Below are 26,112 nucleotides of genomic sequence, written 5' to 3'. Positions count from 1 at the left end.
GATTTCACCGAGGGTTGGCAGCCACGAAGCCGGCGATGTACTTGTCGAGCTGGTTCTCCGGCTGCCAGCCCAGGCCGGCCGCCTTGGTGAGGTCGGCCTTGCCGCGCACCCGCTCGCCGGGCAGAGCCGGGATCAGCTGGATCTCGGTGCCGAACATCGTGGCGACCTCGGCCAGCGGCCACTCCCGGCCGGTGCCGAGCAGGTAACCGTCGCCGGTGCCACCGCGGGCCACCAGGAGCAGGCCGCGGACGATGTCGTCGATGTGGGTGAAGTCGCGGGTCTGCGTCCCCGGCGACACCACGGTCAGCGGCAGGCCGGCGAGGTACAGCCGCTCGAAGATGCCGATCACGGTGGCGTACTTGCCGTTGGCGATCTGTCCCGGTCCGTAGACGTTGTAGAAGTACGTGATCGCGTAGTCCAGGCCGAACCAGTTCGAGTAGTTCTTGATGTACTCGATGTTCTTCGCCTTGGTCCAGGCGTACGGGTTGAGGTTCTCGTCGTCGCCGTCGTTGCCGAACTTCGAGCTGGAGCCGGCATAGATCAGCTTGGCGCCGGCGGTGGCGGTGAACTTGATTACCTCTTTGGTGCCCAGGACGTTGAAGTCCCAGGTCAGGTCGTGGTCCTCGAAGGACTGCACGATGCGTGAGTACTCACCCAGGTGGAACACCAGCTCGGGAGCCGGCAGCCCGTGCGCCGCCCAGATCTTGGCGAGGTCGACGGTCGACCCCTCCAGGTACGAGATCCGGGAATCGTCGATGTGGTTCTCGGGCGTGCCGGTGAAGTAATTGTCCAGCGAGACGACGGTGGCGTCCGGGAACTCGGTCAGCAAGGACCTGATCAGAGCGGTTCCGACGAACCCGGCACCACCCGTGACCAGCAGAGTTTGACTCAACGTAGTTCCCAACTCTCAAGCCGCGGCAAATCCGCCAACCAGGCTACCAAGGACGACGGCCGTACCCGAATCGTCGGGTACGGCCGCAGCCTGTTCCAAAAAAGAAACGGCCTAGTCGAAAGAAACGGTCACCAGGCAGAAGGTGCGGGCGGCGCGACCACCGGCGGACGGTCGTCGCAGGTGATCACGTTGGGGGCGAACGGCGACAGCCATCCCCCATCGTTGCCACCCAGGTCACTGAGGGTGAACTCGGATCCGCTCGGCGTGAAGTGGAACGAGCCGCAGTTGTTCACACCGACCGCGCCGACGTTGCGGGCGTCGACGTTCTCGAACGTGGCGCCACCGGCGGCCCGGGCGCTGACCACGCTGGTGCCGGTGCCGTCCACCCGGATGTCCTTGAAGTGCGCCCCGGTGATCGAGTACTGGTCCTTCACCGCCCAGTCGGAGACCAGCATGATCGCGTTGTAGGTGCTGTCCAGGAAGTGGTCGCCGGTCACCTGGATGTCCGCGTTGATGCTCTTGTCGAGCGCGAAGAACCAGATCGCGCCGAGGCCGATCTTCCAGTTCAGGTCGAACGTCCCGGCCCGGACCGTGGTGTTGTCGGCGATCCGCAGGTACCCGGCGAACGGCTCGGCCCCGAAGCGCGAGCCGGCGTGGATGCCGCTGCCCTCCCGGATCGGGTCGGCGACCAGGTTCCCCGAGACCGTGGTGTCGGTGCCGCCGTAGATCGCGATCCCGTTGGCCAGGGTGGGCGTCTGCACCGTGTTGCGGTCGAAGGTGTTGCCGCTGTTGGTGGTCTTCTCCGCCCACATCGCCAGCGCGTCGTCACCGGTGTTGCGGACGAAGTTGTCCCGGGCCAGCGACCCGGTGACCCCGGTGTGGAAGTTCAGCCCGTCGGCGATCTGGTCGACGATGATGTTGCCGAGCACCTTGACGTTCGACATCGGACCGTCGAACCACAGGCCGACCTTGGTGTGCCGGAGGTGCAGCCCGGAGATCGACGAGTCGCTCATCGCGCCGCCGATCGCGTTCACCTGGTCGGTGTCGATGCGCTCGCGCACGTCGCCCTCGATCGCGAAGTCGGCGAGGTGCACGTTCCGGCTGCCACCCTGCGCGGCGTCCTTGCCGTAGAAACCGACGCCGGTGTGCACCGAGCCGTCGGCGGCCGGCGGGTCGAGTGCCACCTCGTGGCCCTTGACCTTGGTGTACCAGTTGCCGGCCCCGGTGATCGTCACGTCGTCCACGACGAGGTGCCGGTTCACCTGGAAGACGCCCGGCGGCAGGTAGACCGCGCGGTGGATCTTCTTGGCGAACGCGATGGCCTTCTCGATGGCCGGTGCCGCGTCCCGCCGGCCGGTCGGGTCGGCGCCGAAGAGCAGCACGTTCACCCCGCCCAGGTCGACCTTCGGCGCGCCGACCAGCTCGGAGTCGAGCAGGTCGATGGTGGTGGGCGCCTGGCGGGCGGTGAGCCGGATCTTGTCGCCGGCCCGGTAGGTGCGGCCCAGCAGCAGCCGCTGCTCGTCGTAGAAGTGCGCCGGCCGGAACGGCTTGCTGATCACCGGCGCCGGCTCGGTGGCGGCCGGCACGCAGGCGCACTCGGTGATCCACCAGTCCGGGTGCAGCAGTCCGGCCTGCGGGTCGTTGCTGAACGGGTACTGGTTGTAGAGCCAGGAGAACTGCGAGGTCAGCGTCATGGTGCGCGTCCCGCCCGGTGTGCCCACCGACAGCGGCGCGGTGATCCCGCCACCGGCCGGCGCATCCGGGAGGCTGTACCGCACGGTGATCGCGTTGGCGGCCTTGGGCAGGGTGAACTCGACGTACTCCCCCGGGTCCAGGGTGACGGCGGAACGACCGGAGGCCTCGGAGGCCAGGGTGTATGCGGTCCGGTCGGGGCTGAGCACGACGCCGGTGGTGACGGCGTGCTCGGCCTCCTGCTCGGCGAACGCGACTCGTGCGCCGCGTCCGGCGACCAGAGCCGGATCAAGAGCGGCACGGGTGACCGCGGGGGTGATGGACAGTTGATGTGCAGCGGCGGCGTCGGCCGGGCCGATCGCCACGCCGAGGGTGACCAGCGGTGTGGCCAGGAGAGCGGCCCAGCGGGGCGGAGCGAACATGTCGCCGACCATAGATTTCTGTGATCTGCTCCACAAGGGTCAGTCCCAGTTTTCCGATGAATTGCTTGAATGTTTCATCGGTGATCGCATTTCTTGCGGCGGCACCACCACGGTGATGCCGCCGCCTTGCAAAATCAGAGCGTGAAGCGCTCCACGATCCGGCGCAGGTCGGTCGACATCCCGGCCAGCTGGGTGGCGGCCCGGTCGGCCTCGGTCACGCCGACCGTGGTGAGCTGCACCGACGCCGCGACACCGGTGATCGTGTCGGCGACCCGGGCGCCGGCCTCGGCCGCCTCGGTGACGTTGCGGCTCATCTCGTTGGTGGTGACGGTCTGCTCCTCCACCGCCGAGGCGATGGTGGTCTGGAACTCGTTGATCCGGTTGATGATCTCGCTGATCTCCTCGATCGCGGCGACCGCTCCGGCGGTGTCGGCCTGGATCGCGGCGACCCGCTGGCCGATGTCCTCGGTGGCCCGCGCGGTCTCCTGGGACAACTCCTTGACCTCGCTGGCCACCACCGCGAAACCCTTGCCCATCTCGCCGGCCCGAGCCGACTCGATGGTGGCGTTCAGCGCGAGCAGGTTGGTCTGCTCGGCGATCGCGGTGATCGTCTTGATCACGTCACCGATCTCGGCCGAGGACTCGCCGAGCTTGGCCATCACGGCGCTGGTGTTCGCGGTGACCTCGACCGCCCGGTTCGCGACGTGCACGGCCTGGGTGGCGCTCTCGCTGATCTCCCGGATCGACGCGCCCATCTCCTCGGAGCCGGCCGCCACGGTCTGGATGTTGAACGACATGGTGGCGGCCGACTCGGCCACCGTGGCGGCCTGCTGGGCGCCTTCCTCGGCGCTGCCGGCGCTCTGCTTGCTGGTCGCGGCGAGCGAGCCGGCCTCGTGGGCCAGCGAGTCGGAGTGCGCGGTCAGGTCGGTGACGGTCTGCCGCAGCGAGGTGGTCGCGGCACGCAGCGAGTCGGCCATGTGGCCGAGCTCGTCGCGCTGGTGCACGTCCGGGTCGCCGGAGAGGTCACCCGCGGCGACCTGGTCCAGCACCCCGCTGACCTTGCGCAGCGGCACGATGATCAGCCGGGCGACGTAGAGGGCGCAGCTCACACCGAGCAGCAGCGCGGAGATCAGCGCGATGATCACCAGGTTGCGGGTGCGGTCCACCGCGTGGTCGAAGTCCTGGCCCGCGACCATCGCCTGGTTGGCCGAGGTGATCTCCGCGGAGAGCAGGCCCTCGTAGACCTTGCGCAGGTCCCGGTTGGTCTCCAGCGCCAGCGTGGTCGCAGCCTCGGGCTTGGCCTGGAAGAGGTCGAACTCCGACTTGATCGCCACGAACCAGGTGTTGCTGGCCGCCTCGATCTCGTCGACCCTGGCGGCCGGGTCGCCGGTGACCAGCTTGCGGGCCGCGTCGAACGACGCGGTGACCTTCTCCTGCCGGCCGAGCGCCTCGGTGGCGAACTTCTTGTCGCCCTCGAGCAGGTAGCCGCGCTCGTCGTTGGCGGCGGCCTTGAGCGAGAGCGCCGCGTCGTTCAGGTTCGAGATGTACGGCGCCATCATGCCGATCTCGGCGTTCCGGGTGCTCGCCATGTCGCTGATGCCGGTCACGCTCAGCGCGCCGGTCACCACCGTCCCGGCGATCGCGACTCCGGCGACCGCGAGCACCTTGGTGGAGACCCTGCGGTCCCGGCACCACTGCCCCAGCCCACGGTTACCGGTCATGGTGTTCCTCTCCTCGTCGGTAACCGTTACTTCGGCACCGACAAGGGGATGACTGACCAGTGAGCTGGAGCAATCCTGGTGCGGATCTCAGTCGCCGAAGTAGGGCCGCAGCTCCACCCGGCCGGCCCAGGACATCGGGTGGGCGCGGGCCACCTCGATCGCCTCGTCCAGGTCGGCGCACTCGAGGATGTCGAAGCCCACGATCACTTCCTTGGTCTCGGCGAACGGCCCGTCGGTGAGCAGCAGCTCGCCGCCGCGGACCCGGACCGTGGTGGCCGCCGACGGCTGGGCGAGCTGGTTGCCCAGCACCCGCCGGCCGTTGGCGTCGTTCTCGGCCACCCACTTCTCGATGTCCGGGGCCTCGAACTCGGTCTCCGGCTCGGTGTCGGTGCAGACGAACATCATGTACTTCATCTCAGTCTCCTTCGACGGTCTTCACCCAGGTGACGAACGGCCGGACCCGCTCAGGACACCTCGAGCGAAAAAGAAGCGCTAAAAATTCGGCGCGTTGAACGGAGTGATCACCTGGACCGGCGCCGGGTGCGAACGGATCGGCCCGGGCAGCGCCCCCTGCGCCCGCAGGATCGCCCGGCAGGCGTGCCGCAGGTCGGTGCGCAGATCCTGGTGCAGCACCGCGGAGAGCCGCTGGGTACGCAGCAGGGTGAGGTTCTCCTCGTCCAGCCCGTGCGCCACGAACACGTCGTAGCGGCGGTCCTCGGCCTCGAACGCCGTGACCACCTCGGCGCTCCCGCCGGTCCGTGGCGCGTAGACCGCGCGGATGGTGTGTGTGCCCGCCAGCGTGGCCCGCACCTGATCCGGACCGGCCACCACCCGCAGACGCCGAGCGGGAGCCAGCACCGAACGGAACCCCGCCGTCCGGCGCTCGGCATCCGGCCCGTCGATCACCAGGACGTCGCCGGCCCGGTCGTGCAGCCACTGCTCGACCAGGTACGCCGCTGTCGCCCCGGCCTCGAAGTCGTCCACCCCGACGTGCGCGATCCGCTTGCCGACCGGCAGGTCCACGTTCAGCGTCACCACCGGCATCTCCAGCCGGCTCACCGCGTCGGCCACCTCCGGCGTCGGCGGGGCCAGCACCACCACGCCGTGCGAATCCGACCGGGCCAGCCGGTCCAGGATCGGGACCGGGTCGGCGATGAAGTGGAACCGGGGGCGGACCGCGATCGGTGCCAGGCACGGCAGCTCGGCGTCGAGGGCGGCACGCGCGTCGGTGCCGAGCTGCCGGGAGGCCGGCAACACCAGGTCGATCGCGAACGTACGACCGGCCGGCGGCGACCGGTCCAGCTCGGCGATCGCCTCGTGCACCTGGCGGACGGTGCTGTCCCGCACCCCACCGCGCTGGTGCAACACACGGTCCACGGTCGCCGGGCTCAAGCCGGCGCGCGTGGCGATCTCCCGGATCCGGTACGGGTGCTTCACGCCGTACAGAATGATGGGTTTTTGATGTCTCATGGAAGGTCCTTGATGTTTTCTCATCCGTTCACGTGACTAGTTGAACTCCCGTTACGCTCCCCGGGTGCGCGTGATCTCCCGCTCCACCACGAACGGCATCGAGGTTTTCGACGCCGATCTGCAGCTCGTCCACACCTTCGGCGGGCACGATGCCGAGGGCTACGCGGTCGCCTCCTCGCTGGACCGGCTGGCCCTGGCCACCGACTCCGGGGTGATCTGCGTCGATCCGGGCGGCCGGGAGCTGTGGCGCTGGCCGCAGGAGAGCCTGGGCGGCATCTGCGCCTGGTCCGGCGACGACGCCCTGGTCTGGGTGTATCTGCCGGACGCCGAGGCGGGCCGCGGCGAGCGGGACCGCTGGGTCGCCCTGGACGCGTCGTCCGGCGAGCCGCGCGTCGAGCACCAGCTGGAGATCACCGGGCAGGGCGGCCAGCAGGTCGCCTCCCCGGACGGTCGCCACATGCTGCTCGAGGTCGACGAGGGCCAGAACGGCTCCACGATCTTCCGGGCCGAAGGCAAAGACCTGCACACCTACCCGTGGGAGGACCGCTGCCTGGTCGCGATCTCCCCGGACGGCACGCAGTTCCTCACGGTCGAACACGGCCAGGAGGACGTGGCCTTCCACGCCTTCCCTGGCGGTGACGTCCAGGCCCGGGTGGCGCTCGCCGGTTTCGCCGATCTGCTCGGCCCGGACGTCAACATCGGGGAGGTGTTCCTCGAGTGGACCGGCGGTTATCTGGACGACGCGACCGCGGTCGTGGTGATCTCCGGCGAGCACTCCCGGGAGGGCGACTGGTGGCGGCACTTCCGGGTCGACACCCGCACCGGCGAGGTGCTCGGCGAGCTGGGCATCGTCACGATCGACGCATATGACCTGAAACCGCTGGGTGACGGGACGTACATCGTCACCGATTCCGACGGAACCCTCAGGCGCATGTGATCAAGGAACGGACGCGATAAAGTAGGCAGGCCCAGCCGAGAGGCGCTGCAACGGACAATGACGTCCGCCACGCTCGGCGTGGGCGTTGTGACGTAAGGGCGCCTCCTGAGAGGGAGGAGCCCTCTTTTCATGAGCGACAAACTTAAATCGGTCAATGGTCTCGACTTCGCGATCGCCGACATCAACCTGGCCGAGGCCGGCCGCCACCAGCTGCGTCTGGCCGAGCACGAGATGCCGGGCCTGATGTCGCTGCGCGAGGAGTTCGGCACCTCGAAGCCGCTGACCGGCGCCCGGATCGCCGGCTCGCTGCACATGACCGTGCAGACCGCCGTGCTGATCGAGACGCTGATCGCACTCGGTGCCGAGGTCCGCTGGGTCTCCTGCAACATCTTCTCCACCCAGGACGAGGCGGCTGCCGCGACCGTCGTCGGCCGCACCGGCACCGTCGACGCCCCGGCCGGCGTCCCGGTCTTCGCCTGGAAGGGCGAGTCGCTCGAGGAGTACTGGTGGGCGACCACCCAGCTCTTCGACTTCGGCAACGGCCAGGGCCCGAACATGATCCTGGACGACGGCGGCGACGCCACCCTGCTGGTGCACAAGGGCGTCGAGTTCGAGGCGGCGGGCGCGGTCCCGGCCACCACCGAGGACGACAACCACGAGTACTCGATCATCCTGGAGACCCTGCGGGCCAGCCTGGCCTCGGACCCGCAGCGGTTCACCAAGATCGCGTCGGAGATCCGTGGCGTGACCGAGGAGACCACCACCGGTGTGGCCCGGCTCTACAAGCTGGCCAAGGAGGGCACGCTGCTCTTCCCGGCGATCAACGTCAACGACGCGGTCACCAAGAGCAAGTTCGACAACAAGTACGGCATCCGCCACTCGCTGGTCGACGGCCTGAACCGGGCGACCGACGTGATGCTCGGCGGCAAGCTCGCGCTGGTCTGCGGTTACGGCGACGTCGGCAAGGGCGCGGCGGAGACGCTGCGTGGCCAGGGCGCCCGCGTCGTGGTGACCGAGGTCGACCCGATCTGCGCGCTGCAGGCGGCGATGGACGGCCTGCAGGTCGCCCGGATCGAAGACGTCATCGGCCAGGTCGACATCTTCGTCACCACCACCGGTGGCACCGACATCATCACCGTCGAGCACCTGTCGGCGATGAAGCACAACGCGATCGTCGGCAACGTCGGTCACTTCGACGACGAGATCGACATGGCCGGCCTGAACAAGGTGGCCGGCGTCGAGAAGATCGAGATCAAGCCGCAGGTGCACGAGTGGCGCTTCCCGGACGGCCACTCGGTGATCGTGCTCTCCGAGGGCCGGTTGATGAACCTGGGCAACGCCACCGGCCACCCCAGCTTCGTCATGTCCGCCTCGTTCACCAACCAGGTGATGGCCCAGATCGAGCTCTGGACCAAGCCGGGCGAGTACGAGAAGCAGGTCTTCGTCCTCCCCAAGCACCTGGACGAGAAGGTCGCGCGGCTGCACCTGGACGCGCTCGGCGTGAAGCTCACCACGCTGACCAAGAAGCAGGCGGAGTACCTCGGCGTCGACGTCGAGGGCCCGTTCAAGCCGGAGCACTACCGCTACTGAGGTATTAGCACCCAAATAGCGCCCTATGTCGGATTCCGCGCGGTTAATCTGCGGTTTCCGACATAGGGAGTTGGGACAGATGTTCTCGCGACGCATGGTTATCGCTTTCGGCGTGGTCGCGGCACTAGCCGCCCCCGCCACCGGTGCCGCGGCAGACGACCGGATGGCGCCACCGGCCCGCCGGCTCGACCCGGACGCCGCTTTCCTGCGCACCGCCCACCAGGGCAATCTCGCCCAGATCGCGCTCGGCCGGATCGCCGCCCGCAAGGCCACCAGCCCGATGATCCGCCGGCTCGGCGCCCGGTTCGCCGCGGACAGCGCCCGGCTGGACGCCGCGGTCCGGGACACCGCCGCATCCCTGCGCGTCACGCTGGACCCGGAGGCGAACAGCACCGTCCAGCAGGGCATCGCGCTCTACCGGACGACGGGTCAGAACGACTTCGACCAGGTGTTCCTGTCCAGCCAGGCGACGATGCACGACCGGGCCGTCCGGCTGATCCGCTCCGAGCTGACCGACGGCGACGAGGCTGCCGCCCGGCAGGTCGCGACCGGTGCGCTGCCGGTGGTCAGGCGACACCGGGCCGCACTGAAAAACGCCCAGAAGCACTTCGCCGGGACGAATCCCGGCTAAAAATTTCGACTGCTCCCGATCATGTCATCGACCTGCCACAACGACGTGATCGGGAGTAGCGAAGAATAGGTGGATGAGCCCCGAGGAGACCCTTCTTTTCGGTCTGGGCGCCATCGCGGTCATCGTGGTGGTGCACTGGATCACCGGGAAGACCGGCCTGCCCGCCGCCGTCCTGCTGACTGTCGCCGGCATCGGTTACGCCTACCTGCCCGGCGTCAACATCGAAATCGAACCCGAACTCATCCTGACCTTCATCCTGCCGCCGCTGCTCTACAACGCGGCGCTGGACTCGTCACTGCTGGACATCAGGCGCAACATGCGTACGGTGATCAGCCTGTCGGTCGCCCTGGTGATCGTCACCGCGGTCGTGGTCGGCCTCGGATTCTCATACTTCGTCGGCGGCGTGACGCTGGCTGCCGGCATCGCGCTGGGCGCCGCGGTGGCGCCCCCCGATCCGGTCGCGGCGCTGGCCGTCGGCCGCAAGGCCGGTCTGCCGAACAACCTGATCACCCTGATCCAGGGTGAGGGCCTGCTCAACGATGCGACCGCGCTCACCATCCTGCTGGTCGCCGGCAAGGTGGCCACCGGCGCGGAGCACTTCTCCTACAAGGCCACGGTCGGCGAGTTCGTGATCGCCGCGGCCGGTGGCGTACTGGTCGGCGTCGGTGTCGCGTATCTCGTGCGGCTGCTGCGGGTGCTGCGCGCCGACCCGCTCACCGCCAACGCGATCTCGCTGGTCACCCCGTTCGCGGCGTACCTGCTCGGCGAGAAGCTGCACGTCTCCGGCGTGCTGGCGGTGGTGGTGGCCGGTCTGATCATCGGCCACGACACGCCGCGGTACGCGACCGGTGCGAGTCGGCTGCAGACCAGCGCCGTCTGGCGACTGATCGACTTCCTGCTGGAGGGCATCGTCTTCCTGCTGATCGGCCAGCAGATGAAGGCCGTGCTGCAGGGCCTCGCGGTCTACAGCGTGACCACCATCGTGACCGCGGTGGGCATCACGCTCGGTGTGGTCCTGCTGCTGCGCCCGCTGTGGCTGGTGCTCACCCAGCTGCTGCCGCGCTCGTTGCACACCCGGCTGGGCGGCGAGGACGAGGACGACTCGGCGACCCCGGAGGGCAAACGCAAGGAGAAGTCGCTCAGCGGCCGGGAGTCCGCGGCCATGAGCTGGGCCGGCACCCGCGGCGTGATCACGCTTGCCGCGATCTACAGCCTTCCGGGCAACTTCCCGAACCGGGACCTGCTGGCGTTCTGCGCGTTCGCGGTGGTGCTGGTGACCCTGGTCGGGCAGGGTCTGACGTTCGCGCCGCTGGTCAAGTGGCTCGGGCTGCGGGCCAACCAGACCGACCAGGCCCGGCTGCGCAACGAGGCCCGCTCGGCCGCGGTCCGCGCCGCGCTCAACGTCATCGACGACATCCAGGGCGAGCACCACGACCACGTCGAGGACGAGGCCATGGAGACCATGCGCAAGCAGCTCCAGGTCCGGCTGGACCGTTACCGGCACCGGCTCGACGTGCTGGAACAGGCCGACTCGTCGGAGGTGCCGCCGTCGCCGCAGTATGAGGCGGCGCTGATGGTGCGGCAGGCGGTGATCGACGCCGAGCGCGAGGAGCTGCTGCGCTGGCGCGACGCCGGCCGCCTGGACGACGAGAACCTGCGCGTCCTCAACCGCGAGCTCGACCACGAAGAACTGGTCCTGCCCAAACGCGGCAAAACCCACTGAGAAAAGGGGCCCGGCAGCTTCCCCGCTGCCGGGCCCGTTTTTTTATGCGGGGATGTCCCTGCGGCGCAAGGCCAGCAGCCCGACTCCCGCGAGAGCGATCGCAATCAAGGTCAAAACCGTTTCCGGTACGACGGTGAAGGCCGCCGCGGGCAGTTGCGGCACGTGAGTGAACGGCGACACGTCCATCGCCCAGCCGGGGAACTCCAGCAACGGTCCGAAGATCAGGATCAGGAAGCTCAGTCCCACCGCGGCCCAGGCCATCGCCGCGAACCGGGGCAGCACCCCGATCAGCAGCATCGTCACCGCGCCCAGCACCCAGATCGCGGGCAGCTGCACCAGCGCGGCGCTCAGCACCGGGCCGACGTCACCGAACGTGGCACCGGCCAGCGCACCCTGGGCGGTCATCGCCAGGGCCGGCCCGATCAGCACGAAGAGCAGGTGACTCGCGGCCCAGGAGAAGCGGCTCACCGACGCGGTGAGCACCAGCTCGGCGTGCCCGTTCTGCTCCTCGTCCCGCATCCGCAGCCCGGCCTGGACCGCGTAGAGCGCGGCGATCAGCGCGCAGGTCCCGGCCGTGGTGGCGAAATACGCGTCGGTGACCGACCCGGACCCGCCGATCTTGCTGAACGCCTCGGACACGCTGCTGCTGTTCTCGGCGAGCTGCACCACGCTGGTGCCCACCCCACCGAAGACCACACCCAGCGCGGCGAACCCGGCGGTCCAGCCGAGCAGCAGCCCGCGGTGCAGCCGCCAGGCCAGGCCGAGCACCGAGGACAGCCCGGCGCCGGCGTGTGCCGGGCCCAGCCGGGACGCGAGCAGCCCGGAGCCCAGGTCGCGCCGGGTCAGCAGGGCACTCGCCACGGCCACCGTCACCACCGTGATCAGCAGAGCCAGGACCGCCGGCCACCAGGCGTTCTCCGCGTACGGAACGATCTTCTGCACCCAGCCGAGCGGCGAGAGCCAGGCGAGCCAGTCCAGCCGGCCGTCGCCGATCGCCGAGATGTCCCCGCCCATCCGCAGCACGTAGGACACCCCGAGCACCAGCACCGCGATCATCCGGGCGCCCCGGGCACTGCTGGTCAGCTGGGCGGCGATCGCGGCCACCCCGGCGAAGACCCAGGCGCTCAGGGTGAACAGCGCGCCGAACGCGACCGAGCCGGCGGCCGGCTGCCCCGAGCCGATCATCGTGCCGGTCACCAGCAGGCCGATCACCAGACCGGCCACCAGCGTGGCGAGCAGGGCCGCGGCCAGCTGCGCCCAGCGCCCGACCACGGTGGCCCGGATCAGGTCGCTGCGGCCGGCCTCCTCCTCGGCCCGGGTGTGCCGGATCACGGTGAGCAGCGCGGCCAGGCCGATCATCACCGGCAGGAACCCGGCCCGCCAGACCACCAGCTCGACGAGGCTGTCGCCGGAGAGCGGGCCGTAGAGCCCGGCGAACCCCGCGTTGGCCGCGCTGACGTGGGCGTACTGGATGCGCTCCGCGTCGCTGGCGAAGAAACCCTGGAAGGCGGAGAGGTAGAGCTGCGGCAGCAGGCCCAGCAGCAGCACCCAGATCGGCAGGATCACCCGGTCCCGGCGCAGGATCAGCCGGAGCAGCTGGCCGGTGCCGGTCATCGGGACACCTCGTCCCGGGTGTAGTGCCGCAGGAACAGCTCCTCCAGCGACGGCGGCTGGCTGACCAGGCTGCGCACCCCGGCCGCGACCAGGGTCTTCAGCGCCGGCTCCAGCGCCTCGTGGTCGACGTCGAACGCCACCCGGCCGTCCGTGCTGGTCAGGTCGTGGACTCCGGCGATGCTCGCCAGGCCGTTGACCGGGCCGGTCAGCTCGGCGCGGATCGTGGTCCGGGTCAGGTGCCGCAGGTCGCTGAGCGTGCCGGTCTCCACCGAGCGCCCGTCGCGGATGATGGTCAGCCGGTCGCAGAGCGCCTCGACCTCGGCCAGGATGTGGCTGGAGAGCAGCACGGTCCGGTCGCCGCGGCGCTTCTCCTGCAGGATCACCTCGCGGAAGACCTCCTCCATCAGCGGGTCCAGCCCGGAGGTCGGCTCGTCCAGCAGCAGCAGCTCGACGTCCGAGGCGAGCGCGGCGACCAGCGCCACCTTCTGCCGGTTGCCCTTGGAATACGTCCGGCCCTTCTTCCGCGGGTCCAGCTCGAACCGCTCGATCAGGTCGTCGCGCCGCCGCGGGTCGAGCCCGCCGCGCAGCCGCCCGAGCAGGTCGATCACCTCGCCGCCGGTCAGGTTCGGCCAGAAGGTGACGTCACCCGGCACGTAGGCCAGCCGCCGGTGCAGTCGCGTCGCGTCGGCCCAGGGGTCGCCGCCGAGCAGGCGCACCCGGCCGCCGTCGTTGCGCATCAGCCCGAGCAGGACGCGGATCGTGGTGGTCTTGCCGGCCCCGTTCGGGCCGAGGAACCCGTGCACCTCACCGGTCCGGACCTGCAGGTCGAGCCCGTCCAGGGCGGTGACCTTCCCGAACCGCTTGATCAGACCCTCAGCATCGATCGCCTCGGTCATGAGTGCTCCCCTTCGTGGGTGGCGAGCCGATCCAGCGCCTTCCTGGCCTGGTCGGCCTGTTCCGGGGTGAGCAGCGGCTGCGTGAAGATCTCCACCGAGGCGCGGACCATGCGCTGCCAGCCGGGCATCACGCTGACGTCCTCGCCGAGGACGGTGGTCAGCTGCTCCTGCATCAGGAACATGCCCATCTTCATGGCGGCGAGGACCGCGACGAACGCCTGCGGATCCTCGCTCTCGATCCCGGCCTTCTCCAGCCACAACTGGCCGCGCTCGACGGACTGCGCGAACATCGCCGTCCCGGTCGGCGAGCCGTCCATCAGCGATCGCACCAGGTACCGCTGGAGGCTCATCATGTCGGGCGGGAGCGCGCCGAGCATCTGGGTCTCGGCGAACCGGAGCTGCAGCGCGGCGACCCGGCCGAGCGCCCACTCGTCGCAGGCGTCGCGCAGCCCCTCCTTCGAACCGAAGTGGTGCCGCAGCAGGCCGGAGGAGACGTCGGCGGCCTGGGCGATGTCCCGGATGGTGGCGCCGCCGAGGCCGCGCTCGGCGAAGAGCGCGATCGCGGCGTCACGGATCCGGGCGCGGGCGGTCAGGTCGTTGTCGCTACTCACATGTGTAGGCTACTACACGCGCGTGTAGCCGCAATACCCGTCAATCTCCGGCGTTCACCGTCGCCTCGGCCACCGCGCCCGAGGTCAGGCTCCAGCGCTGCAGCAGTTCGCCGTACGTCCCGGTTTTGATCAATCGGTCGAGAGCGGCGCGCAAAGCGTCCCGCAGCGCGGTGTTGTCCTTCGCCACCCCGATCCCGTAGATCCCCGGCCGGTACTGCTCCGACGAGGCGAGCTCGTAGTACGCGTTGGTCAGCGGGTCGGTGACCAGGGCCGTGGCCGGCGGGAAGTCGAGCAGCAGGGCCGTCGCCCGCCCGGTCCGCAGCTGCAGCACCGCGTCCGCGCCGGTCCGGCCGACCACCAGGGTCATCGGCCGGGCACCGCACTTCGCCTGACCGGCCCGCAGCATCTCCTCCTGGACGGTGCCGAGCTCGGCCGCGACCGAGTACCCGCACAGGCCGGCCATGCCGGTGATCCGCTTCGGGTTTCCGCGCTGCACCAGGATCGACGACCCGGTGGCGAAGTAGTTGACGAAGTCCACCTTCTTCTCCCGGTCGGCGGTGTCGGTCATCGACGACAGCACCCCGTCGTAGGTCCCCTTGCTCACCTCGTCCAGCGCGGACGCGAAGTCGCCGAACCGCATCTCGAGCCGGATGCCGAGCACCGCGCCGAGCGCGGCGGCCAGGTCCGGCTCGAAGCCGATGATGGTGCGGCCGTCGGCGGCGAAATACTCCATCGGCGCATAGCTGGAATCGGTCACCAGCCGGATGAAACCCCGGTCCCGCGCGCTCTGCGGGAGCAGCGCACGCAGGCTCTCGTCGACGGTCACCGCGCCGGTCAGGTCCAGGCCCGCGCCCTCGGTGGCGACCGGCTCGGCGGTGGCGGAGACCAGGCCGCACCCTCCGGCGGCGAGCACGGTCAGCACACCGGCGGCGGCCAGGACACGGCGGAACGGGTTCATCGGACTGCCCTCTCGGTGAGCGGTGCGCTGCTCGGTTCGACGATCACCTTCGCGGCGACCTGCGGCCACGGGACCGGGCGGCCGTAGAGCCAGCCCTGCCCCTCGTCGCAGCCGGCCTCGACCAGCCATCGGTGGATCTCCAGCGTCTCGACGCCCTCGGCGGTGACCCGGGAGCCGAGGCCGTGCGCCAGGTCGATCACCGAGCGGACGATGGCCTGGCTCTGCGGATCACGGTCGACGTCCGCGACGAACGCCCGGTCGATCTTGATCTCGGTGATCGGCAGCCCGCGCAGGTGCGACAGGCTGGTGTACCCGGTGCCGAAGTCGTCCACCGAGATGCCGACGCCGAGCGTGCCCAGCTCCTTGATCGCGCGCATCGCGGTCTCCACGTCGCCGGCCAGCGCGGTCTCGGTGACCTCCAGGATCAGCCGGTCCGGCCGGGCGCCGGTCGCGGCGAGCAGGGCGCCGACGAAGCCCACGAACCCGGTCGACTCCAGGTTCCGGGCCGAGATGTTGACCGACAGGGTCCAGTCCTGGCCGGTGGCGATCCACCCGGCCTGGTCGTCCAGCGCGCGGCGCAGCACCCACTCGGTGAGCGGCGCGATCAGGCCGGAGTGCTCGGCGGCCGGCAGGAACTCGCCGGGCGGCAGCAGCCCGCGTTCCGGATGCTGCCAGCGGACCAGGGCCTCGACCCCGTTGATCTCCGCGCCCGGCAGCCCGACCTTGGGCTGGTACCAGAGCACCAGCTCGTCACGCTCCAGCGCGTGCCGCAGCTCGGCCTGCACCTTCAGCCACTGATGCGGGTGCCCGACCGTGCCGCCGGCGAACACCACGATGTCCTCGGCGCCGCGTTTGCCCTGGTACATGGCCGCGTCCGCGCGTACCTTCAGCTCCTGCAGCTCGGTGCCGTGCTCCGGGTAGAGCGCGATGCCGAAGCTGGCCTCCATGCTCAGCGGCACGCCGTCCAGCACCAGCTCCTCGGCGACCAGCTGCCGGATCCCGGCCAGCACGGCCACCGCCTGCTCCCGGTCCCGGCCGGGCAACATCACCGCGAACTCGTCGCCGCCGAGCCGGGCCAGCAGGTCGCTGTCGTCCAGCCCGGCCCGCAGCCGGGTGGCGACCACTCGCAGCAGCTCGTCACCGGCGTGGTGGCCGAGCGTGTCGTTGACTTCCTTGAACCGGTTCAGGTCGACGAGCACCACGGCGCCGTGCCCGCCGTCGCGCCCGGCGACCTCGAGCACCGACTCGGCCCGGCTGCGGAACGCCGCCCGGTTCGGCAGGCCGGTCAGCACGTCGTGCGAGGCCTGGTACTCCTGGCGGATCGCGTAACGCCGCAGCGACCGGGTGGTCCACCCGGCCAGCAGAGCCAGGACCAGGTAGAGCGCGGCGAGACCGCCGGCCACCCGCTCGGCGAACCCTCTCAGCTGGGCCCGCAGCTGCGCGGCGATCCCCTGGTACGGCAGGTACAGCTCGAGCACCCCGATGGACTGCCCGGTCGCACCGGCCACCAGCGGCTGCACCACCCGGATCACCTCGTGGCCGGCCCCGCCGATCACCTTCACCCGGGACTCGCCGGCCGCCGCGGCCTGGAAGTCCGGATCCGCCACCGGCAGCCCGCCGCTGGTCGAGCCGTCGTCGGAGAAGACCACCTGGCCGGTGAACCCGCGTACCCGCAGGCGCAGCACCGAGCCGTGGAAGACGGCCAGCTCGGTCGCCTCGCGCATCCCCTCGAGCTGGCTGGTGGTCAGTCCGGCGGCCATGTCCACGCCACCCAGCTTCGGGGCGACCGCCATCTCGGCGATCACCGCGGCCTGCGCGAGCCCCTGCTGGCGGCCCTGCTCGGCGGCGTCGGCGCGATATCCGCGCCACATCACGGCGCCCAGCAGCACCACCGGGATCAGGCTGGCGGCAGCGTACGTCGCGAACAGTCGCCGGCCGACCCGGGCGCCTGTCCGTCGACCTGACTGACGCATCCGCACGCGGAACTGATCGACGCCGAACGGTGCATACTGAGATTTTCGCCGCATCCCCGGCGCGCCTGACGGCGTTTGACCCGACATGCGTATCTCACAGCAGCTGCGGCTCGCGGTAACGGCCGGCGTCGCCGGTGTGCTGACGCTCCTGGGCTGGTCACCGGCGTACGCCACGGTCGGCGCCGCGTCCCGGACGCTGCCCTCATTCAACGGCTCGGTCTACGCGGTCGCGTTCCTGGGCGGCACGGTCTACGTGGGCGGCTCGTTCACCGCGGCGACCACGCACGGACGGCAGGTGGAACGGCGCCGGCTGGCCGCCTTCGACGCGCGCACCGGCGAGCTGCTGAACTGGGCGCCGACCGCGGACCGGACGGTGCGCGCGCTGGCCGCCACCGGTGACTCGGTCTACGCGGCCGGTGACTTCGGCACCGCCTCGGGGGCCGGGCGCGACGCGCTGGCCCGGTTCGACGCCCGGTCCGGGGAGCTCGGCGAGTTCGCGCACCGGGTGGACGGGATGCCGCGCGCGCTGGCCGTCGCGCACGGCCGGCTCTTCCTGGGTGGCGACTTCACCTCGGTGGACGGCGAGGACCGCACTCGGCTGGCCGCGTTCCGGCTGGCCGACGGCGCGCTCGACGAGGACTGGACACCGACCGCTGACGCGCCGGTCTACGCGCTGGCCACTTTCGGACGGCGGGTCTATCTGGGCGGGAGCTTTCATCGTACGAATCAGGTCCGATCGACCCGGCGGCTGAGCGCCGTCGACGCCGTCAGCGGCGACCTGGACCGGGATTTCCGGCCGCAACCCACAGCGGTCGTGCACGCGGTGGCGGCCGACAGCAGCGGGGTCTACGCCGGGCTGGGCGGACTCGGCGGCCGCGCCGAGGCCTGGACCACCGGCGGCCGGCAGCGCTGGTCCCGGTTCTTCGACGGCGACGTGCAGGCGGTCGCGGTGCTGAACGGCACGGCGTACGTCGGCGGCCACTTCGACCGTGCCTGCCTGACCGCGAACGTCGACAAGTTCGGCGACTGCGACGACGACAACCGGTCCCGGATCAAGCTCGCCGCGATCGACGCCGACGGCGACCTGGCCGACTGGGCGCCGCAGGCCAACGGCATCCAGGGCGTCCGGGCGGTCACCGCCAGCCGCGGACTGGGCGCCATCGCGGCGGGCGGCGACTTCACCATGGTCGGCGGGAACGCCCGGCACCGGATCGCGGCGTTCGGTTAACCACAGGCCTGTGGATAACTAGCCCTCATCCTGTGGATAACCGGTGGAGTCCGGGGCCGGGGCGGCACCCGTCATGATCGCCACGGCGTCCGACATCGAGTGCGACGACGGCGTGATCACCGCGATCCGGCGGCCCAGCCGCTGGATGTGGATGCGGTCCGCGATCTCGAAGACGTGCGGCATGTTGTGACTGATCAGGATCACCGGCAGCCCGCGGTCCCGGACGTCGCGGATCAGCTGCAGCACCCGGTTGCTCTCCTTGACCCCGAGCGCCGCGGTCGGCTCGTCCAGGATCACCAGCTTGCTGCCGAACGCCGCGGCCCGGGCCACCGCGACCGCCTGCCGCTGGCCGCCGGAGAGCGACTCGACGGCCTGCCCGATGTTCTGCAGGGTGGCCACGCCCAGCTCGCTCATGTGCCGGGCCGCCTCGGAGCGCATGTGCTTGCGGTCCAGCATCCGGAAGACCGACCCCAGCGGTCCGGCCCGGCGCTGCTCCCGGCCGAGGAACAGGTTGTCCGCGATGTCCAGGCCGGGTGCGACCGCGAGGGTCTGATAGACCGTCTCGATGCCCGCGGCGCGCGCCTCCATCGGATTGCGGAACACCACCGGTTCGCCGTCGAGCCGGATCTCGCCACTGTCCGGGATCACCGCGCCGGACAGCGCCTTGATCAGGCTGGACTTGCCGGCACCGTTGTCGCCGATCACCGCGAGGATCTCCCCGGGCATCAGCTCGAGGTCGCTGCCGTCGATCGCGACAACCCGGCCGTACCGTTTGGTCAGGCCCTTCGCCTCCAGGACCGGCACCACAGTCGAGGTGGTCATGCTGTGCCCTCCTTCGGGATGCCCGCGTGGCCCTCGCCTGCGAGATCGCCGATCAGTGCGGGTGGCTGCCGCTCGGTGCAGTCGGTCATCCCTTCACCTTCCTGATCCACTGGTCCAGCGACACCGCGACCAGGACCAGCGTCCCGATGGCGAAGCCCTGCCAGACCACCTCGACGCCGGCCAGCTGCAGCCCGTTGCGGAAGACGCCGACGATCAGCGCGCCGATCAGCGTGCCGATCACCCCGCCGCGCCCGCCGAACAGGCTGGTCCCGCCGAGCACCACCGCGGTGATCGAGTCCAGGTTGTACTCGGTGCCGACGTTCGGGCTGGCCGAGGCGAGCCGTCCGATCAGGATCCAGCCGCCGACCGCGTAGAGCAGCCCGGCCACGGTGTAGACCGAGAACAGCACCCGGCCGGTCCGGATGCCGGCCAGCCGGGCTGCCTCGACGTCGTCGCCGGTGGCGTACACGTGCTTGCCCCAGGCGGTCCGGCTGAGCGCGTAGAAGAAGAAGCCGAACAGCAGCAGCATGATGATCGAGCCGTAGCTGAGCTGGAAGTTCCCGATCGCGATGGCCTCGCCGGTCCAGGTCATCAGGCTCGGCATGTCGGTGCCGCGTACCGTCTCGCTGTTGCTGACCACCGAGTTCAGCGAGAAGAAGATGGTCAGCGTGCCGAGCGTGACGATGAACGGCGGCAGCTTGATCCGGGTGACGAGCATCCCGTTCAGCGCGCCCATCGCGGTGCCGCAGGCGAAGCCGAGCAGCAGCGCGAGCACCGCCGGCATACCGGCCTTGACGCAGAACTGTGCCATCAGGATCGAGGAGAAGACCGCTATCGCACCGGCCGACAGGTCGATCCCGGCGGTCAGGATGATCATCGTCTGACCGAGCGCGAGCGTGGCGATCACGGTGACCTGCAGCAGCACCAGCGACAGGTTCGCCGCGGCGAAGAACCGGGTGTTGACGATCGAGAACGCGATGATCGCCAGGATCAGTACGGCCAGCGGCCCGAGGACCGGGTTCGCGTGCAGCGCGTGCTGCAGGCGCAGGCCGAACGAGTCGTGCCGGCGTACGTCGAAATCAGCGGCGGTCGAAGCACCTGTGCTCGTGGACATGCGGAGTTCACCCCCAGCAGTTCTGCTTGCCCCACGTGGAGTCCTTGGCCTCCACGCCGGCCTGCGGATCGTCGGTGATCAGCTGGACGCCGGTGTCGAAGAAGTCCTTGCCGGCGGTGTTCTGCGGTTTGGTGCCGTCCTTGGCGTACTTCGCGATCGCCTCGACCCCGAGCTCCGCCATCTTGATCGGGAACTGCATCGAGGTGGCCCCGATGACGCCGTTCGCGACGTTGTCCACTCCCGGGCAGCCGCCGTCGATCGAGACGATGGTGACCTCGGAGTCCTTACCGGCCGCCTTGAGCGCCTGGTACGCCCCGGCCGCCGCGGGCTCGTTGATGGTGTAGACCAGGTTGATCGACGGGTCCTTCTGGAGCAGGTTCTCCATCGCGGTGCGCCCGCCCTCCTCGTTCCCGTCGGTCACGTCGTGACCGGCGATCCGGGGGTCGTTCTCGTCACCGATCCGGTTGGGATCCCCGTTGGGGATGCCGAACCCCTCCAGGAAGCCCTGGTCCCGCTTGACGTCCACCGAGACCTGGTTGGGGTTGAGGTCGAGCATGGCGATCTTCGCCTGCTTGCCGTCCTTGGCGAACTTGGCCTTGGCCCACTCGCCGATCAGCTTGCCGGCCTGGTAGTTGTCGGTCGCGAAGGTGGCGTCCGCGGCATCCGGTGGATCCACCGGGGTGTCCAGCGCGATGACCAGCATGCCCGCTTTGTGAGCGCGGTCCAGCGAGGGCACGATCGCCTTCGAGTCGTTCGGCGTGATCAGGAAACCCTCGGCGCCGAACGAGATCAGGTTCTCGATCGCCTGGACCTGTGCCTCGTTGTCGCCGTCCACCTTGCCGGCGAAGGTCTGCAGGTCGAGACCGGCCGTTTCGGCGGCCCGCTCGGCGCCGTGTTTCATGGTCACGAAGAACGGGTTGGTGTCGGTCTTGGTGATCAGACCGACCACCGGCTCACCGGAGCCCCGGTTGCAGGCCGCGCCGGCCAGCACCAGCAATATGCAACTTGTCGTCGCCAACAGCCTGCGCATGTCGCCTCCGTAGATCGAGGGACAACGTTGCCTTGGAGTAGACGCCCAGGCTTCGGCAATGTCAACACGGGGTTGCGTCTCTGTTGCACAAAGTGATCGCGGCCCGCCGATGGCGGGCCGCGATCCGTTACTTCAGGACGATCAGTTGAAACCGACCAGGTACGACGGCACGGTCGCCGTCCCCTGAGCCGCCGCGCCGGTGTTGTTGACGATGTGGTCGATCACGCCGTTGCCACCGAGCGACACGGTCAGCAGGTTGTGCAGCTTGACCCCGGAGTTCACCGGCACCTCGAAGCCGCGGTCCGAGTGGATGCTCGGGTTCACGTTGAAGTAGCAGTAGCTGCCCAGCGCCCACGCCTCGTGGTTGGTCACCGAGTCGGCCACCTTGTACGCCGCGTAGCCGTTGGCACCACTGCGCCAGGCCGCCTGCGTCGGCGGGTCGTACGGCTGCTCGTTCTGCAGGAAGTACGTGCGGCCGCCGTTGCCGTTCCAGATCACTTCGTACTTCTGGTAGTGCTCGACGAACAGCCCGTACGCCGTCACGTTCTGACCGTTGACGATCAGTCCACTGTCGGCCGTGTTGATCGTCCAGCCGTACGTGCCGGCGTTGCCGTGGTCGGCCCGCCACGCCCAGATGTGGTCGATGATCGTGTTGTTGCTGTTCACCAGCAGGCTGTTCGTGGCCTTGCCGGCGATCGAGCCGCCGATCCGGAAGAACACGTCCTGGACCGTGGTCGGGTTCGCGGCATGGTTGGCCGACGAGCCGTTCGGGCCGATGACCAGCAGGTTCGCCGAGTTGGTGGTGCCCGCGTCGAAGAGCAGGCCGGCGATCTTCACACCGTCCACGTCAGCCACCTGGATCGGGGTGACGCCGTTGTCCGGGATGATGGTCGCGTAGCCGAGGCCCATCACCACGGTGTTCGCCCGGGTCACGTTGATCGTCTGGTTCACGTGGTAGACGCCCGGCTGGAAGATCAGGTTCAGGCCCTGCGCGAGCGCCTGGTTGATCGTCGCGGCGCTGTCGCCCGGCTTCGCCACGTAGAACTGGCTCAGCGGGATGCTGGTGCCCGGCGTGTTGCCGTTCGCCCAGCTCACACCGGACGAGTTGGTCTGCAGGCTCGGCACGAAGACCGCGTAGTCGCCACCGGCGAGGTAGAGGTACGGCTTCTCCCGGATCACCGGGGTCTGCGCGATCGTGGTGTACGGCGGGTTGGGGAACGCACCCGACGGGGCACCCGTCACACCGACGAACGCCTGGTTCCACACCGCGTTGGTGTTCGAGCCGATCTGGCTGTTCCGGGTGAACCACTGCTGCTGCGAGTACTGCCCCTCGGAGCCGCTGATCCGCGAGTCGGCGATGTAGCCGCCGGACGCCCAGCCGTATCCGTTCGGCGCCAGGTTCAGGTCACCGTGGATGTCCATCCGGCGGAACGGCGCGGCCTGCGAGACGGCCCACCGGTTGGCGCCGCTGACCGGGTAGAGCGAGATGTTCTCCACCGAGCGCCAGAAGTTCTGGGTCGCGTTGCCCTGGAACCAGCCGGCGTCGACGGTGATGTCCCCGTTGATCCGCACGTCTTGCGGGTTCTGGCCGAGACCGATCACTGAGGTGTTGAAGCCGACCTGGATGTTCAGGCCGTTGTAGGTGCCCGGCTTGAACGCCAGCAGGTTGCGCTGGGTGCCGAACTGGTTCGTCTCCTGCTGGCTGAAGATCGCGTCGGCCTGCGCCTGGATCGTCGCGCTCGCCATGCTCGGATCGAAGACGGTCACCTGGGCGCCGAGGCTGCCACCGCCGGGAACGGTCGGGCCGGACGTGGTCGGGGTCGGTGTCGGCGAGGTGGGGTTGGTGGTGCCCCCGCCGTAGACCTTGAACTCCCACAGCGAGTAGCCGTAGCCGGTGGTCCGCTGGGTGCCGTACATCCGGACGTACCGGCCGGTCCCGTTGACGGTCAGGCTCTGGTTGCCGCCGGTCGCCGTGGTGGTCGAGTAGATCGACGTCCAGCTGGAGGCGTTGTCCGAGACCTGGATCTGGAACGCCTTCGCCGCGGCGGTCTCCCAGTTCAGCTCGACCCGGGTGATGGCGTTCGAGCTGCCCAGGTCGACCTGCAGCCACTGCGGGTCGGTGAAGGCGGAGGCCCAGCGGGTGCCGGCGTTGCCGTCGACAGCCTCACTCGCCAGGTAGGCGCCGGCCGCCTCGGTGGAGGAAGCGGTCGCGGGCTTGCCCTGCGACAACAGTGTCTCGGCGGCGACAGCGCCGGTAGTGGTGATCGCGGCATATCCAGCGACGACGACGGCGACCGTGCCGCCGATGACGCCACTCCGCCAGCGGGAGCGTCTCATGGGGTTCTCCTAGTTGGACGGGGAGGGGACTAGGTGGGTTGTTGGGAGAGCGCTCACCCGACGGCCATGACGCTAAAAGTCGTTACCGATCGATGTCCAGGATGTTGCGAGGTTCCGGAACCGGTACCGCCGTACCCCGAAATCGGACCCCGCACCGGGCCCGCCGCAACGTTTCCGCAGGTCAGATCGTCGGGCCTGCGGCCCGCGACGAAGATAGACGACCGTGATAACAGCTCTTCCGGAACCGGTTCCGCTAACTCTCGCCACAACACCCATATCGTACGAATGTGGAGCTTCACCCCAGGCGGTCACCCGCGCACCCGTCGACGGGCCGTGAGTTCCATCATGGTCATGTTGATCGGCCCACCGTCTCGGTGCCCGGCCTCACCGTCGCAACCACCCCGCCCGGCCACCCTCGCCGTCGCCGTCGCGGTCGCCCTCGCTTTCGCCGTCGCCCTCGCCCTCGCCGTCGCCGTCGCGGTCGCCCTCGCTTTCGCCGTCGCCCTCGCCCTCGCCGTCGCGGTCGCCCTCGCCCTCGCCGTCGCCGTCGCCGTCGCGGTCGCCCTCGCCGTCGCCCTCGCTGTCGCCGTCTGCGCCGGGCTGCCGCGGTTTCTGGCGGAAAGCACGAACCCGCCCGGACCGACTGAACGGTCCGAGCGGGTTCGGTGTGCGTTTCCGGTCAGCCCAGGCTGACGGTCGGGTAGAGCGGGAACGGGGCGAGCAGCTCGGAGGCCTGCTTCGACACCCGCTCGGACAAGGCCGGGTCCAGAGTGAACTTGGCCTTCGACGTGGCGTCCGGGGTGGTGCCGACGAGCACGGTGTGGATCAGCTCGGCGATCTGGTCCATCTCGGCGACACCGAGACCACGGCTGGTCAGCGCCGGGGTGCCGATCCGGATCCCGGAGGTGTACCAGGCGCCGTTCGGGTCGGACGGGATCGCGTTGCGGTTCGTGACGATGCCGCTGTCCAGCAGGGCCTGCTCAGCCTGCCGGCCGGTCAGCCCGAACGGGTGCACGTCGAGCAGCACCAGGTGGTTGTCGGTGCCACCGGAGACCAACTGCACGCCGCGCTTCGCCAGACCCTCGGCAAGGGCCTGGCTGTTGGTGACGATCTGCTGCGCGTACGTGGCGAACTCCGGCCGGCGGGCCTCCGCGAACGCGATCGCCTTCGCCGCCATCACGTGCGGCAGCGGGCCACCGAGCACCATCGGGCAACCACGGTCGACCTGAGACGACAGCTCCGGCTGGCAGAACACCGCGCCACCGCGCGGGCCACGCAGGCTCTTGTGCGTGGTGGTGGTGACGATGTGCGCGTGCGGGATGGGGTTGTAGTCCCCGGTGAACACACCACCCGCGACCAGACCGGCGAAGTGCGCCATGTCGACCATGAAGGTCGCACCGACCTCGTCGGCGATCTCCCGCATCGTCGCGAAGTTCACCTTGCGGGGGTACGCCGAGTAACCACCGACGATGACGGCCGGCTTGAACTCCTTGGCCGACTCCAGCAGCGCCTTGTAGTCGATCTGCCCGGTCTCCGGGTCCACGCCGTAGCTGCGCTGGTCGAACATCTTCCCGGAGATGTTCGGCCGGAACCCGTGGGTCAGGTGACCGCCGGCGTCCAGGGACATGCCCAGCAGCCGCTGGTTGCCGAACGCCTGCCGCAGCTCGGCCCACTCGGCGTCGGTCAGGTCGTTGATCTGCCGCTTCTCGAACTTCTTGAGATACGGCACCTCCACCCGATCGGCCAGGATCGCCCAGTACGCCACCAGGTTCGCGTCGATCCCGGAGTGCGGCTGCACATACGCATACGGCGCGTCGAACAGCGCCTTCGCGTGCTCCACCGCAACCGACTCCACGGTGTCCACGTTCTGGCACCCGGCGTAGAACCGCCGCCCGATGGTCCCTTCGGCATACTTGTCCGACAGCCAGTTCCCCATCGCCAGCAAAACCGCCGGCGACGCGTAGTTCTCACTGGCGATCAGCTTCAGCGACTCGCGCTGGTCACCGAGTTCCTTCGCGATCGCATCCGCGATACGCGGCTCAACGGACCGAACCACCTCGAGGGCAGAACGGAAAGCCACAGATTCAGCACTGAGTTCAGACACAGGACCTCCCTATCACAAAGTGAGAAGGCCCAGGCGCACGGCAAGTCGTCATCTCGACGAGGCCGCTCCCCGATGGTCAACCATCCGAACGCGCCAGTCACGGCCCACCCGAAGCATACCGCCCAGCTGCCGGGGTCGACGCCCCAACGCCCTCCCGGTCCGGCATCCAGCCGGTCCCGCTCTCCTGGAGTGGTCGGGGATCGGGCTGCTTGGTTGGGCTTTTTTGTGGTCTGTGGGGTTGGCGCGAGGGGGGGACGGTTTGGGCGGGGAGGGCCATTCGAAAACCGTCAGGCTTGATATTTTCGAATGGCCCTCCCCGCCCAAACCTTGCCTACCTGGCGGCTTCG

The 26,112-nt window shown here is 69.4% G+C and carries 21 protein-coding genes and 1 riboswitch; of the genes, 6 read left to right on the top strand and 15 right to left on the bottom strand.

What is annotated here, in order from left to right; all coding sequences use genetic code 11:
* Window positions 1-4: 4 nt before the first annotated feature.
* From ADL15_RS17135 to ADL15_RS17115, 5 genes are all read right to left on the bottom strand, one after another.
* Entirely contained in the window at window positions 5-892 is an 888-nt protein-coding gene (locus ADL15_RS17135; protein WP_067691532.1) for an NAD-dependent epimerase/dehydratase family protein, read from the bottom strand.
* A 128-nt stretch (window positions 893-1,020) separates the two neighbouring features.
* Window positions 1,021-3,006 carry a glycosyl hydrolase family 28-related protein gene (locus ADL15_RS17130; RefSeq protein WP_232344176.1) on the bottom strand — a complete coding sequence of 662 codons (1,986 nt, stop codon included), beginning with the start codon at window positions 3,004-3,006 and terminating at the stop codon, window positions 1,021-1,023.
* Between the two features lie 134 nt (window positions 3,007-3,140).
* Window positions 3,141-4,727 (bottom strand): methyl-accepting chemotaxis protein, encoded by a 1,587-nt coding sequence (locus tag ADL15_RS17125; RefSeq protein ID WP_067691518.1) that lies wholly within the window; start codon window positions 4,725-4,727, stop codon window positions 3,141-3,143.
* Between the two features lie 87 nt (window positions 4,728-4,814).
* Window positions 4,815-5,141 carry a YciI family protein gene (locus tag ADL15_RS17120; protein WP_067691515.1) on the bottom strand — a complete coding sequence of 109 codons (327 nt, stop codon included), beginning with the start codon at window positions 5,139-5,141 and terminating at the stop codon, window positions 4,815-4,817.
* Between the two features lie 78 nt (window positions 5,142-5,219).
* Window positions 5,220-6,197, bottom strand: a complete 978-nt coding sequence (locus ADL15_RS17115; RefSeq protein ID WP_232344175.1) for a LacI family DNA-binding transcriptional regulator — start codon at window positions 6,195-6,197, stop codon at window positions 5,220-5,222.
* Between the two features lie 64 nt (window positions 6,198-6,261).
* Here ADL15_RS17115 and ADL15_RS17110 point away from each other — a divergent pair, with 64 nt between their 5' ends.
* The 4 genes from ADL15_RS17110 to ADL15_RS17095 all read left to right on the top strand — a co-directional run bounded on the left by ADL15_RS17110 (window position 6,262) and on the right by ADL15_RS17095 (window position 11,078).
* Window positions 6,262-7,134, top strand: coding sequence for a WD40 repeat domain-containing protein (locus tag ADL15_RS17110; RefSeq protein ID WP_067691509.1), 873 nt, complete (start codon window positions 6,262-6,264; stop codon window positions 7,132-7,134).
* Between the two features lie 129 nt (window positions 7,135-7,263).
* The gene (gene ahcY / locus ADL15_RS17105) at window positions 7,264-8,724 is read left to right on the top strand and encodes an adenosylhomocysteinase (RefSeq protein WP_067691507.1); all 1,461 of its coding nucleotides are present in this window, start codon (window positions 7,264-7,266) and stop codon (window positions 8,722-8,724) included.
* Window positions 8,725-8,818: 94 nt separating this feature from the next.
* Complete coding sequence (locus tag ADL15_RS17100; RefSeq protein WP_067691503.1) at window positions 8,819-9,355, top strand: DUF4142 domain-containing protein; 537 nt, start codon at window positions 8,819-8,821, stop codon at window positions 9,353-9,355.
* A 73-nt stretch (window positions 9,356-9,428) separates the two neighbouring features.
* On the top strand, window positions 9,429-11,078 hold the full coding sequence (locus ADL15_RS17095) for a Na+/H+ antiporter (RefSeq protein WP_067691499.1): 1,650 nt from the start codon (window positions 9,429-9,431) through the stop codon (window positions 11,076-11,078).
* Window positions 11,079-11,120: 42 nt separating this feature from the next.
* Here ADL15_RS17095 and ADL15_RS17090 read toward each other — a convergent pair whose 3' ends face one another.
* Genes ADL15_RS17090 through ADL15_RS17070 form a run of 5 tightly spaced genes read right to left on the bottom strand, consistent with a single transcriptional unit; the run spans window position 11,121 to window position 17,130 of the window.
* Window positions 11,121-12,692, bottom strand: a complete 1,572-nt coding sequence (locus ADL15_RS17090; protein ID WP_067691496.1) for an ABC transporter permease — start codon at window positions 12,690-12,692, stop codon at window positions 11,121-11,123.
* The gene (locus ADL15_RS17085; RefSeq protein WP_067691493.1) at window positions 12,689-13,588 is read right to left on the bottom strand and encodes an ABC transporter ATP-binding protein; all 900 of its coding nucleotides are present in this window, start codon (window positions 13,586-13,588) and stop codon (window positions 12,689-12,691) included. Before ADL15_RS17085 ends, ADL15_RS17090 begins: the two co-directional genes overlap by 4 nt.
* Window positions 13,585-14,199: a TetR/AcrR family transcriptional regulator gene (locus ADL15_RS17080; protein WP_067691486.1), complete on the bottom strand. Its 615-nt coding sequence runs from the start codon at window positions 14,197-14,199 to the stop codon at window positions 13,585-13,587. Before ADL15_RS17080 ends, ADL15_RS17085 begins: the two co-directional genes overlap by 4 nt.
* A gap of 40 nt (window positions 14,200-14,239) precedes the next feature.
* On the bottom strand, window positions 14,240-15,157 hold the full coding sequence (locus ADL15_RS17075; RefSeq protein ID WP_067691483.1) for an ABC transporter substrate-binding protein: 918 nt from the start codon (window positions 15,155-15,157) through the stop codon (window positions 14,240-14,242).
* Window positions 15,154-17,130 (bottom strand): putative bifunctional diguanylate cyclase/phosphodiesterase, encoded by a 1,977-nt coding sequence (locus ADL15_RS17070; protein WP_157441421.1) that lies wholly within the window; start codon window positions 17,128-17,130, stop codon window positions 15,154-15,156. Before ADL15_RS17070 ends, ADL15_RS17075 begins: the two co-directional genes overlap by 4 nt.
* An 85-nt stretch (window positions 17,131-17,215) precedes the next feature.
* Here ADL15_RS17070 and ADL15_RS17065 point away from each other — a divergent pair, with 85 nt between their 5' ends.
* Window positions 17,216-18,358: an NHL repeat-containing protein gene (locus ADL15_RS17065; protein WP_067691478.1), complete on the top strand. Its 1,143-nt coding sequence runs from the start codon at window positions 17,216-17,218 to the stop codon at window positions 18,356-18,358.
* Window positions 18,359-18,376: 18 nt separating this feature from the next.
* On the opposite strand, the gene ADL15_RS17060 is transcribed toward ADL15_RS17065, so the two are convergent.
* The 4 genes from ADL15_RS17060 to ADL15_RS17045 all read right to left on the bottom strand — a co-directional run bounded on the left by ADL15_RS17060 (window position 18,377) and on the right by ADL15_RS17045 (window position 23,661).
* On the bottom strand, window positions 18,377-19,180 hold the full coding sequence (locus tag ADL15_RS17060) for an ATP-binding cassette domain-containing protein (protein ID WP_067691473.1): 804 nt from the start codon (window positions 19,178-19,180) through the stop codon (window positions 18,377-18,379).
* 85 nt (window positions 19,181-19,265) lie between these two features.
* Window positions 19,266-20,294, bottom strand: coding sequence for an ABC transporter permease (locus tag ADL15_RS17055; RefSeq protein WP_067691470.1), 1,029 nt, complete (start codon window positions 20,292-20,294; stop codon window positions 19,266-19,268).
* Window positions 20,295-20,301: 7 nt separating this feature from the next.
* On the bottom strand, window positions 20,302-21,324 hold the full coding sequence (locus ADL15_RS17050) for a sugar ABC transporter substrate-binding protein (protein ID WP_067691467.1): 1,023 nt from the start codon (window positions 21,322-21,324) through the stop codon (window positions 20,302-20,304).
* 141 nt (window positions 21,325-21,465) lie between these two features.
* Window positions 21,466-23,661 (bottom strand): discoidin domain-containing protein, encoded by a 2,196-nt coding sequence (locus tag ADL15_RS17045; protein ID WP_067691464.1) that lies wholly within the window; start codon window positions 23,659-23,661, stop codon window positions 21,466-21,468.
* A gap of 351 nt (window positions 23,662-24,012) precedes the next feature.
* Here ADL15_RS17045 and ADL15_RS54210 point away from each other — a divergent pair, with 351 nt between their 5' ends.
* Window positions 24,013-24,354, top strand: coding sequence for a hypothetical protein (locus tag ADL15_RS54210; RefSeq protein ID WP_198170831.1), 342 nt, complete (start codon window positions 24,013-24,015; stop codon window positions 24,352-24,354).
* On the opposite strand, the gene ADL15_RS17035 is transcribed toward ADL15_RS54210, so the two are convergent.
* Window positions 24,341-25,765 carry a glycine hydroxymethyltransferase gene (locus tag ADL15_RS17035; RefSeq protein ID WP_067691459.1) on the bottom strand — a complete coding sequence of 475 codons (1,425 nt, stop codon included), beginning with the start codon at window positions 25,763-25,765 and terminating at the stop codon, window positions 24,341-24,343. The two genes, ADL15_RS54210 and ADL15_RS17035, sit on opposite strands and share 14 nt — an antisense overlap.
* 20 nt (window positions 25,766-25,785) lie before the next feature.
* A riboswitch (ZMP/ZTP riboswitch) is annotated at window positions 25,786-25,876 on the bottom strand.
* Window positions 25,877-26,112: the final 236 nt, after the last annotated feature.

It is taken from the genome of Actinoplanes awajinensis subsp. mycoplanecinus (assembly GCF_001509495.1).
Taxonomy (GTDB): domain Bacteria; phylum Actinomycetota; class Actinomycetes; order Mycobacteriales; family Micromonosporaceae; genus Actinoplanes; species Actinoplanes palleronii.
The sequence above is the reverse complement of the archived record's forward strand: the minus strand, read 5'-3'. Positions and strand labels throughout refer to the sequence as shown.

Coding starts and splice junctions, on each gene's coding strand:
- ADL15_RS17130 (WP_232344176.1), bottom strand. CDS start 3,006: ATGTTCGCTCCGCCCCGCTGGGCCGCTCTCCTGGCCACACCGCTGGTC.
- ADL15_RS17125 (WP_067691518.1), bottom strand. CDS start 4,727: ATGACCGGTAACCGTGGGCTGGGGCAGTGGTGCCGGGACCGCAGGGTC.
- ADL15_RS17120 (WP_067691515.1), bottom strand. CDS start 5,141: ATGAAGTACATGATGTTCGTCTGCACCGACACCGAGCCGGAGACCGAG.
- ADL15_RS17115 (WP_232344175.1), bottom strand. CDS start 6,197: ATGAGACATCAAAAACCCATCATTCTGTACGGCGTGAAGCACCCGTAC.
- ahcY (WP_067691507.1), top strand. CDS start 7,264: ATGAGCGACAAACTTAAATCGGTCAATGGTCTCGACTTCGCGATCGCC.
- ADL15_RS17100 (WP_067691503.1), top strand. CDS start 8,819: ATGGTTATCGCTTTCGGCGTGGTCGCGGCACTAGCCGCCCCCGCCACC.
- ADL15_RS17095 (WP_067691499.1), top strand. CDS start 9,429: ATGAGCCCCGAGGAGACCCTTCTTTTCGGTCTGGGCGCCATCGCGGTC.
- ADL15_RS17090 (WP_067691496.1), bottom strand. CDS start 12,692: ATGACCGGCACCGGCCAGCTGCTCCGGCTGATCCTGCGCCGGGACCGG.
- ADL15_RS17085 (WP_067691493.1), bottom strand. CDS start 13,588: ATGACCGAGGCGATCGATGCTGAGGGTCTGATCAAGCGGTTCGGGAAG.
- ADL15_RS17075 (WP_067691483.1), bottom strand. CDS start 15,157: ATGAACCCGTTCCGCCGTGTCCTGGCCGCCGCCGGTGTGCTGACCGTG.
- ADL15_RS17070 (WP_157441421.1), bottom strand. CDS start 17,130: ATGCGTCAGTCAGGTCGACGGACAGGCGCCCGGGTCGGCCGGCGACTG.
- ADL15_RS17065 (WP_067691478.1), top strand. CDS start 17,216: ATGCGTATCTCACAGCAGCTGCGGCTCGCGGTAACGGCCGGCGTCGCC.
- ADL15_RS17060 (WP_067691473.1), bottom strand. CDS start 19,180: ATGACCACCTCGACTGTGGTGCCGGTCCTGGAGGCGAAGGGCCTGACC.
- ADL15_RS17055 (WP_067691470.1), bottom strand. CDS start 20,294: ATGTCCACGAGCACAGGTGCTTCGACCGCCGCTGATTTCGACGTACGC.
- ADL15_RS17050 (WP_067691467.1), bottom strand. CDS start 21,324: ATGCGCAGGCTGTTGGCGACGACAAGTTGCATATTGCTGGTGCTGGCC.
- ADL15_RS17045 (WP_067691464.1), bottom strand. CDS start 23,661: ATGAGACGCTCCCGCTGGCGGAGTGGCGTCATCGGCGGCACGGTCGCC.
- ADL15_RS54210 (WP_198170831.1), top strand. CDS start 24,013: ATGTTGATCGGCCCACCGTCTCGGTGCCCGGCCTCACCGTCGCAACCA.